Below are 6952 nucleotides of genomic sequence, written 5' to 3' on the forward strand. Positions count from 1 at the left end.
GCATGCCTGACGCCAACAGCCTGTACGGTCCGCTGGACCCGGCCCCCGACGCGGGCTGGGTCGAAGCGCCGCCCCGGATGGGCTTCTTCACCGATACCAGCGTCTGCATCGGCTGCAAGGCGTGCGAGGTGGCCTGCAAGGAGTGGAACGGCGTCCCGGACTCCGGGTTCGACCTGCTCGGCATGTCGTACGACAACACCGGCGCGCTGACCGCGAACTCGTGGCGGCACGTGGCGTTCATCGAGCAGCCCCGCCCGGCCGGGCACCGTACGCCGCCGTTCGCCGGTGACCCGACCGGCCCGGCGACCAGCCCCGCGTCCGCGGCGGTCGGCGCGGGCACGGCCCCCGACACCGGCACGAATCCCGGTCTGCCGCCGGGGCGGCCGGAGGCGGCGGCGCGGATGGCGGCCGGTCCGGAGTTCCTCGGCATGCCCGGCGCGCAGCCGCCCGGGCGGGACAGCGGCGCGGAGACCCGCACCGACTTCCGCTGGCTGATGATGTCCGACGTGTGCAAGCACTGCACGCACGCGGCCTGCCTCGACGTGTGCCCGACCGGTTCGTTGTTCCGCACCGAGTTCGGCACGGTGGTGGTGCAGGAGGACATCTGCAACGGCTGCGGCTACTGCATCTCCGCCTGCCCGTACGGCGTGATCGACCAGCGCAAGGGCGACGGCCGGGCGTGGAAGTGCACGCTGTGCTACGACCGGATCGGCGCGGGCATGACGCCCGCCTGCGCGCAGGCGTGCCCGACCGAGTCGATCCAGTACGGCCCGCTCGACGAGCTGCGGGAACGGGCCGCCACGCGGGTCGCCGCGCTGCACGAGCGGGGCGTGCCGGAGGCGCGGCTGTACGGGCACGACCCGACCGACGGCGTGGGCGGCGACGGCGCGTTCTTCCTGCTGCTCGACGAGCCGGAGGTGTACGGGCTGCCGCCGGACCCGGTGGTCACCACCCGGGACCTGCCGAAGATGTGGAAGCGGGCCGGGTTCGCCGCGCTGGCCATGGCGGCGGCTGCCGTCGCCGCGTTCGTCGGAGGATCGTCGTGAGCCCGGACCGCCCGGTCGGTGACCTGTTCCGCCGCTTCCGCGAGCGCCTGTCCACGGGACCGGAGGACCGCGGCGCCGCCGAGCGGGAGAACGGCAGCCGGGCCACCGCGGCCGGTCCCGGCGTGGGACGCACCGACGCGGGTTCCCGCGACGCGCGGCTGGCCCCGCACCCGCCCCGCGACGCGGCCCCGCGCCGGCGCGGCAAGGGTGGTGGTGAGCAGCTCAACGTCCCGCCGGCCGAGTTCACCTCCTACTACGGCCGGCCCGTCCTCAAGCCGCCGGTGTGGCGGTGGGACATCGCCGCGTACCTATTCACCGGCGGTCTCGCCGCCGGCTCGTCGCTGCTGGCCGCGGGCGGGCAGCTCACCGGCCGCCCGGCGCTGCGCCGCGCCGGCCGGGTCACCGCCCTCGCGGCGGTGGGCGCGAGCACGTACTTCCTGGTCAACGACCTGGGCCGGCCGTCCCGGTTCCACCACATGCTGCGGGTGGCGAAGGTGACCTCGCCGATGTCGGTGGGCACCTGGATCCTCAGCGTGTTCGGCCCGGCCGCCGGGCTCGCCGCGATCGCCGAGGCGGCGCCGCTGCTGCCCGAGCGCGGCGTGCTGGGGCTCGGCCGCCGGCTGCTGCCCCCGGCCGGGCACACCGCCGGTGTGGTCGCCGCCGTCACCGCGCCCGCGCTGGCCACGTACACCGGGGTGCTGCTGGCGGACACGGCGGTGCCGTCGTGGCACGAGGCGTACCCGGAACTGCCGGCCATCTTCGCGGGCAGCGCGCTGGCCAGCGGCGCCGGTGTCGGGCTGGTGGCCGCGCCCTGCGCCCAGGCCGGTCCGGCGCGGCGCCTCGCGGTCGCGGGCGCGGCGATGGAGCTGTGGGGTTCGCACCGGGTGGAGAACCGGCTCGGGCTGCTCAGCGAGCCCTACACGCAGGGCACACCCGGCAAGCTGCTGCGCGCGGGCCGCGCGCTGACCGCCGCCGGTGTGGTCGGCGCGCTGGTCGGTCGCCGCAGCCGGGTGCTGTCCGCGCTGTCCGGCGGCGCGCTGATCGCCGCGTCGGTGTGCACCCGGTTCGGGATCTTCCACGGCGGCGTCGCCTCGGCACGCGATCCGCGGTACACGGTGGTGCCGCAGCGCGAACGCGCCGACCGGCGGGCCGCCGACCAGGTCTGACACCTCCCCGGGCGGCCTCCCGTCCGCTGTGGTTGACTGCTGCGTGGAGGCGTTCAGGCGGCTGGTGCCCCTCCCGGTCTTCAAAACCGGTGTGGTCCGGGACCCGGGCCAGGCGGGTTCGATTCCCGTCCGTCTCCGCCAAACCGTTCCCGGGAGTGCGCGATGCGTGAGGTCGACCCGCGACGGCGGGTGCCGCGCACCGACGCGCTGCTCGCCGATCCCGCGCTGGCCGACGCCGCCGTGACGCTGGGCCGCGACCGGGTCAAGGCCGCGATCGTCAGCGCGCAGGACCGCGCCCGCCGCGGCGAGCTGACCCCCGATCAGGTACGCGACGCGGCGCTCGCCGACCTGCCCGGCCGTACGCCACGCGCCGTGCTCAACGCCACCGGCGTCGTGCTGCACACCAACCTGGGCCGTGCCCCGCTCGCCCCGTCCGCCGTGGACGCGCTCGTGGCCGCCGCCGGGCACACCGACGTGGAGCTGGACCTGCGTACCGGACGGCGGGCGCGGCGCGGCCGGGAGGCGCTGGACGCGCTCGCCGCGGCGGTGCCCGACGCCGGGGCGGTGCACGTGGTGAACAACGGCGCCGCCGCGCTGGCGCTTGCCGCGACCGCGCTCGCCGCCGGCCGGGAGATCGTGGTCAGCCGCGGTGAGCTGGTCGAGATCGGCGACGGGTTCCGCCTGCCCGACCTCCTGGCCAGTACCGGCGCGCGGCTGCGCGAGGTGGGCACCACCAACCGCACCACGCGCGCCGACTACGAAGCCGCGATCGGCGAGCACACCGGGTTCGTGCTGAAGGTGCACCCGTCGAACTTCGTGGTCACCGGCTTCACCTCGGCGGTGCCGGTCGCCGAGCTGGCCACGCTCGGCGTACCGGTGGTGGTCGACATCGGGTCGGGCCTGCTCGCGCCCGACCCGCTGCTGCCCGACGAGCCGGACGCCGCCACCACGCTGCGCGCGGGCGCGCACCTGGTCACCGCCAGCGGCGACAAGCTGCTCGGCGGCCCGCAGGCCGGTCTGCTGCTCGGCGACGCCGACCTGGTGCACCGGCTGCGCCGGCACCCGCTCGCGCGGGCGCTGCGGGTCGACAAGCTCACCCTCGCCGCGCTCGCCGCCACCCTGTACGCCCCGACCACGCCCACCCGCGACGCGCTGCACGCCGACCCGGTCCGGCTGCGGGAGCGGGTGGAGCGGCTGCGTGACCGGCTCGGTGAGGACGGCTGCAAGGCCGAGGTGGTGCCCAGCGCGGCAGTCGTCGGCGGCGGCGGGGCGCCCGGCGTGGAGCTGGACTCGTGGGCGCTGAGCCTGCCCGAGCGGTACGCCGAGCCGCTGCGCGCCGGCGACCCGGCGGTCCTCGGACGGGTGCTGCAGGGCCGGCTCCTGCTGGACCTGCGCGCCGTGCCGGAGGGCGCCGACGACCGGGTCCGTGTGGCCGTGCTGAGCGTGGAGGACTGACCGGCATGTGGGTGGTGGCCACCGCCGGGCACGTCGACCACGGCAAGTCGACGCTGGTGCGGGCGCTGACCGGGATGGAACCGGACCGGTGGGCGGAGGAACGCCGCCGGGGCATGACCATCGACCTCGGCTTCGCCTGGACCACGCTGCCCTCCGGCGGCACCGTCGCCTTCGTCGACGTACCGGGGCACGAGCGGTTCGTGCCGAACATGCTCGCCGGTGTCGGCCCGGTCCCGGCCGCGCTGATCGTGGTGGCCGCCGACGAGGGCTGGATGCCGCAGTCCGCCGAGCACCTGGCCGCGCTGGACGCGCTGGGTGTGTCGTACGGGCTGCTGGCGGTGACCCGCGCGGACCTCGCCGACCCCGGACCGGCGACGGCGCGGGCCCGCACGGAGATCGCCGCGACGTCGCTGGGCGAGGTGGAGGCGGTGCCGGTCTCCGCGGTCACCGGCGCCGGACTGCCCGAGCTGCGCGCCGCGCTGGACCGCCTGACCGCCCGGCTGCCCGACCCGGCCGCTGACGCGCCGGTGCGGCTCTGGGTGGACCGCGCGTTCACGGTACGCGGCAGCGGCACCGTGGTCACCGGCACGCTCGGCGGCGGCCGGCTGCGCGTCGGCGACGAACTGGAACTGGCCGGCACCGGCGAGGCGGTGCGGGTACGCGGGCTGCACTCCCTCGGCGCCGCGCACACCGCCGTCGAGGCGGTGGCCCGGGTCGCGGTGAACCTGCGCGGCCTGCCCCGGGACCGCGTCGGGCGCGGCGACGCGCTGCTCACACCCGGCCGGTTCGGGCGTACCGACCTGCTCGACGTGCGACTGTCCGGCGACCCGGCCGCCGACCTGCCGGCCACGCTCATGCTGCACGCCGGCTCGGCGGCGGTGCCCGCCCGGGTCCGGCCGCTGGGCCCGGACACGGTCCGGCTGCGCCTGGCCCGGCCGCTGCCGCTGCTGATCGGGGACCGGGCGCTGCTGCGCGACCCCGGCCGGCACCACGTCTGCGGTGGCGTCACGGTGCTGGACGTGGACCCGCCGCCGCTGCGCCGCCGGGGCGCGGCAGCGGCCCGCGCGGCCGTGCTCGCCGGGCTGGACGGGCGCCCGGACCTGGCCGGGGAGCTGCGCCGGCGGCTGCTGATCCGGGCCGGGGACCTGACCCGGATGGGCGTGCCGCCGACCGCGACGCCGGTGGCCGGGCAGTGGCTGGCCGACCCGGAGCACTGGCGGGACCTGGGCCGCCGCCTCACCGAGGAGGTGACCCGGTACACCGCCGAGCATCCGCTGGCCGCGGGCGTACCGGTCGACGTGCTGCGGCACCGGCTCGACCTGCCCGACCGCGCGCTGGTCACGGCGCTGCTGCGCCCGCCGCTGCGGCTGCGCGACGGCCTGGTCACCGCCGCCGGGCAGCACACGCTGCCCGATCCGGTGGCGCGGGCGGTGGACCGGGTCCGGGCCGAGTACGGCGACCGCCCGTTCCAGGCGCCCGAGGCGCACCACCTGGCCGACCTCGGGCTCGGCCCCCGCGAGATCGGCGCCGCCGTCCGGGCCGGCGCGCTGCTGAAGCTCGCCGAGAACGTGGTGCTGCTCCCCGGCGCACCGGACGACGCGGTGCGCGTCCTGGCCGGGCTGCCGCAGCCGTTCACGCTCAGCGCCGCCCGGCAGGCGCTCGGCACCACCCGCCGGGTGGCGGTGCCGCTGCTGGAGCTGCTGGACCGGCGCGGCGCCACCCGGCGGCTGCCCGACGACGCCCGCGAGGTGCTCCGCCCGCCGGGCTGACGCAACAGGCGTCGCCGGTCCGCTCCGGTCACCTACCGTGACGCCATGGACCCTTCCGCGGTCTGGCGGGACAAGAACCACAAGTGGCGGATCGAGGCGTACCGCGCACCGGACCTGCGGTTCGCCATCTACGCCACGAACGGCCCCACCGAGTCGGCGCCGCTGTGGCTGTTCGGGATGGCCGCGCTGGCCCGCTGGCTGATGACCCACGCGATCTCCCTGGACGACCTGGAGACGGACTGACACCCGGACGGGGGACGGCCGCCCGATCCCCGCCCCGGGCGGCGCCGCCGGTCGTACGGTGCGGGCGTGAAGGACAGGGGACTGCGTACGTTCATCACCGTGCTGGCCGGACTGGCCGTGATCTACTTCGGCTTCTCGGGAAGCCGCGACAGCGGCGGGGAGGGCGGCGTCTCCGGCGGCGTGGTTCTGCTCGCGCTGCTCGCCTCGCTGCTGGCCTGGAACCTGACCAAGCCCGGGCCGGCCAAGTAGCGCTCTCAGCGCGCCGTGGCGGCGCTGCGGCTCACCTCGCCGGCCGACTCCTCGCCCAGCGCCACCCGCACCAGCGCCGACGCCAGCCGCCCGAAGTCGGCCTCGCCGACCAGCCCGACCAGGTCGCCGGGGCTCGCCGGCAGGCCCAGCCGCTTCGCCCCGGCCAGCGTGCGCCGGTCGGCGTACGGGCGCACGTCCGGCCACACCGACTGCGCCTCGCGCAGGAAGATGTCCGCCCCGGTGGGGCCGATGCCGGGGAACTCGGTGAGAAACCGGCGCAGCGCGGCCCGGTCGGCGCCGGCTTCCTGGTGCAGCCGGCGCAGGTCGCCGTGCCAGCGGTCCAGGCAGAGCCGGGCGCCGGTGCCGAGCATGGTCGCGGTCCGCTCGTCGTAGCGCCGGTAGTGGCCCCGGCCCAGCGCGTCGACCCGGTCCTGCCAGCTCGCCGCCTCCATCGTCTGCGGGGTGCGGTAACCGGCGGCGAACAGCTCCCGGGCGGCGGCCACCGCCACCGACGCCCGGATCCGGGTGCTCAGCAGCGTGGTGAGCACCAGCAACTGGTAGAGCGGGCCGGGCCGGTCGGCGAGGGTGATCCCCGCCTCCTCCGCGTACGTGCGGGACTGCCGGTCCAGCAGGGCGCGCGCGACGTTGCGATCGTCTGGCATCCATCCGGCTTACCCGTCCCGGCCCCGGCCAGACCCCCGCGCCGATCCGGAATGCGCCGGGCGGCGACGGGTACGCCTGTCTGGTGCGCGGCCGACAGCCGTGCGCCCCACCGGGAAGGAGAGAGCCGTGGTCAAGCCGCAGCAGGAGGAACTGCGCCGGAACGATCTCGGCGCCACCAGCCAGGACAGCCGCAAGACGGCCACCCAGGCGGGCGGCCGTTCGCGGAGCCGGGGCACGTCGAACGCCGACGCGGGACGGCCCGTTCCGAAGGGTCAGGTGTCGCCGTACGGCCCGGCCGGTGAGCCGGTTGCCGACGACGAGAGCTAACCGCGAGCCGACGCCGGCCGCAGCCGCCGCCAGG

The 6952-nt window shown here is 77.0% G+C and carries 8 protein-coding genes and 1 tRNA gene; 8 read left to right on the top strand and 1 reads right to left on the bottom strand.

Features of this window, described 5'->3' with window-relative positions:
* Positions 1 to 2: 2 nt before the first annotated feature.
* From KBX39_RS18650 to KBX39_RS18680, 7 genes are all read left to right on the top strand, one after another.
* The gene (locus tag KBX39_RS18650) at positions 3 to 1046 is read left to right on the top strand and encodes a 4Fe-4S dicluster domain-containing protein (RefSeq protein ID WP_043323965.1); all 1044 of its coding nucleotides are present in this window, start codon (positions 3 to 5) and stop codon (positions 1044 to 1046) included.
* The gene (nrfD, locus tag KBX39_RS18655) at positions 1043 to 2212 is read left to right on the top strand and encodes an NrfD/PsrC family molybdoenzyme membrane anchor subunit (RefSeq protein WP_064445934.1); all 1170 of its coding nucleotides are present in this window, start codon (positions 1043 to 1045) and stop codon (positions 2210 to 2212) included. Before KBX39_RS18650 ends, nrfD begins: the two co-directional genes overlap by 4 nt.
* A gap of 45 nt (positions 2213 to 2257) precedes the next feature.
* A tRNA-Sec gene (locus tag KBX39_RS18660) sits at positions 2258 to 2353 on the top strand.
* 21 nt (positions 2354 to 2374) lie between these two features.
* On the top strand, positions 2375 to 3667 hold the full coding sequence (selA, locus tag KBX39_RS18665) for an L-seryl-tRNA(Sec) selenium transferase (protein ID WP_210871732.1): 1293 nt from the start codon (positions 2375 to 2377) through the stop codon (positions 3665 to 3667).
* Positions 3668 to 3672: 5 nt separating this feature from the next.
* Positions 3673 to 5436, top strand: coding sequence for a selenocysteine-specific translation elongation factor (selB, locus tag KBX39_RS18670; protein ID WP_210871734.1), 1764 nt, complete (start codon positions 3673 to 3675; stop codon positions 5434 to 5436).
* A 45-nt stretch (positions 5437 to 5481) separates the two neighbouring features.
* Complete coding sequence (locus KBX39_RS18675) at positions 5482 to 5679, top strand: hypothetical protein (protein WP_030503909.1); 198 nt, start codon at positions 5482 to 5484, stop codon at positions 5677 to 5679.
* Positions 5680 to 5745: 66 nt separating this feature from the next.
* Positions 5746 to 5928 carry a hypothetical protein gene (locus KBX39_RS18680; protein ID WP_064445937.1) on the top strand — a complete coding sequence of 61 codons (183 nt, stop codon included), beginning with the start codon at positions 5746 to 5748 and terminating at the stop codon, positions 5926 to 5928.
* A 5-nt stretch (positions 5929 to 5933) separates the two neighbouring features.
* Here the strand turns inward: KBX39_RS18680 and KBX39_RS18685 are convergent, their stop codons facing one another.
* Complete coding sequence (locus tag KBX39_RS18685; RefSeq protein ID WP_043323971.1) at positions 5934 to 6590, bottom strand: hypothetical protein; 657 nt, start codon at positions 6588 to 6590, stop codon at positions 5934 to 5936.
* 127 nt (positions 6591 to 6717) lie between these two features.
* Here KBX39_RS18685 and KBX39_RS18690 point away from each other — a divergent pair, with 127 nt between their 5' ends.
* Positions 6718 to 6918 carry a hypothetical protein gene (locus KBX39_RS18690; RefSeq protein WP_043323973.1) on the top strand — a complete coding sequence of 67 codons (201 nt, stop codon included), beginning with the start codon at positions 6718 to 6720 and terminating at the stop codon, positions 6916 to 6918.
* The last annotated feature ends 34 nt before the right edge of the window (positions 6919 to 6952 follow it).

The sequence above is a fragment of the Micromonospora sp. D75 genome, from assembly GCF_018070405.1.
GTDB lineage: Bacteria > Actinomycetota > Actinomycetes > Mycobacteriales > Micromonosporaceae > Micromonospora > Micromonospora chalcea.

Coding starts and splice junctions, on each gene's coding strand:
- KBX39_RS18650 (WP_043323965.1), top strand. CDS start 3: ATGCCTGACGCCAACAGCCTGTACGGTCCGCTGGACCCGGCCCCCGAC.
- selA (WP_210871732.1), top strand. CDS start 2,375: ATGCGTGAGGTCGACCCGCGACGGCGGGTGCCGCGCACCGACGCGCTG.
- selB (WP_210871734.1), top strand. CDS start 3,673: ATGTGGGTGGTGGCCACCGCCGGGCACGTCGACCACGGCAAGTCGACG.
- KBX39_RS18675 (WP_030503909.1), top strand. CDS start 5,482: ATGGACCCTTCCGCGGTCTGGCGGGACAAGAACCACAAGTGGCGGATC.
- KBX39_RS18685 (WP_043323971.1), bottom strand. CDS start 6,590: ATGCCAGACGATCGCAACGTCGCGCGCGCCCTGCTGGACCGGCAGTCC.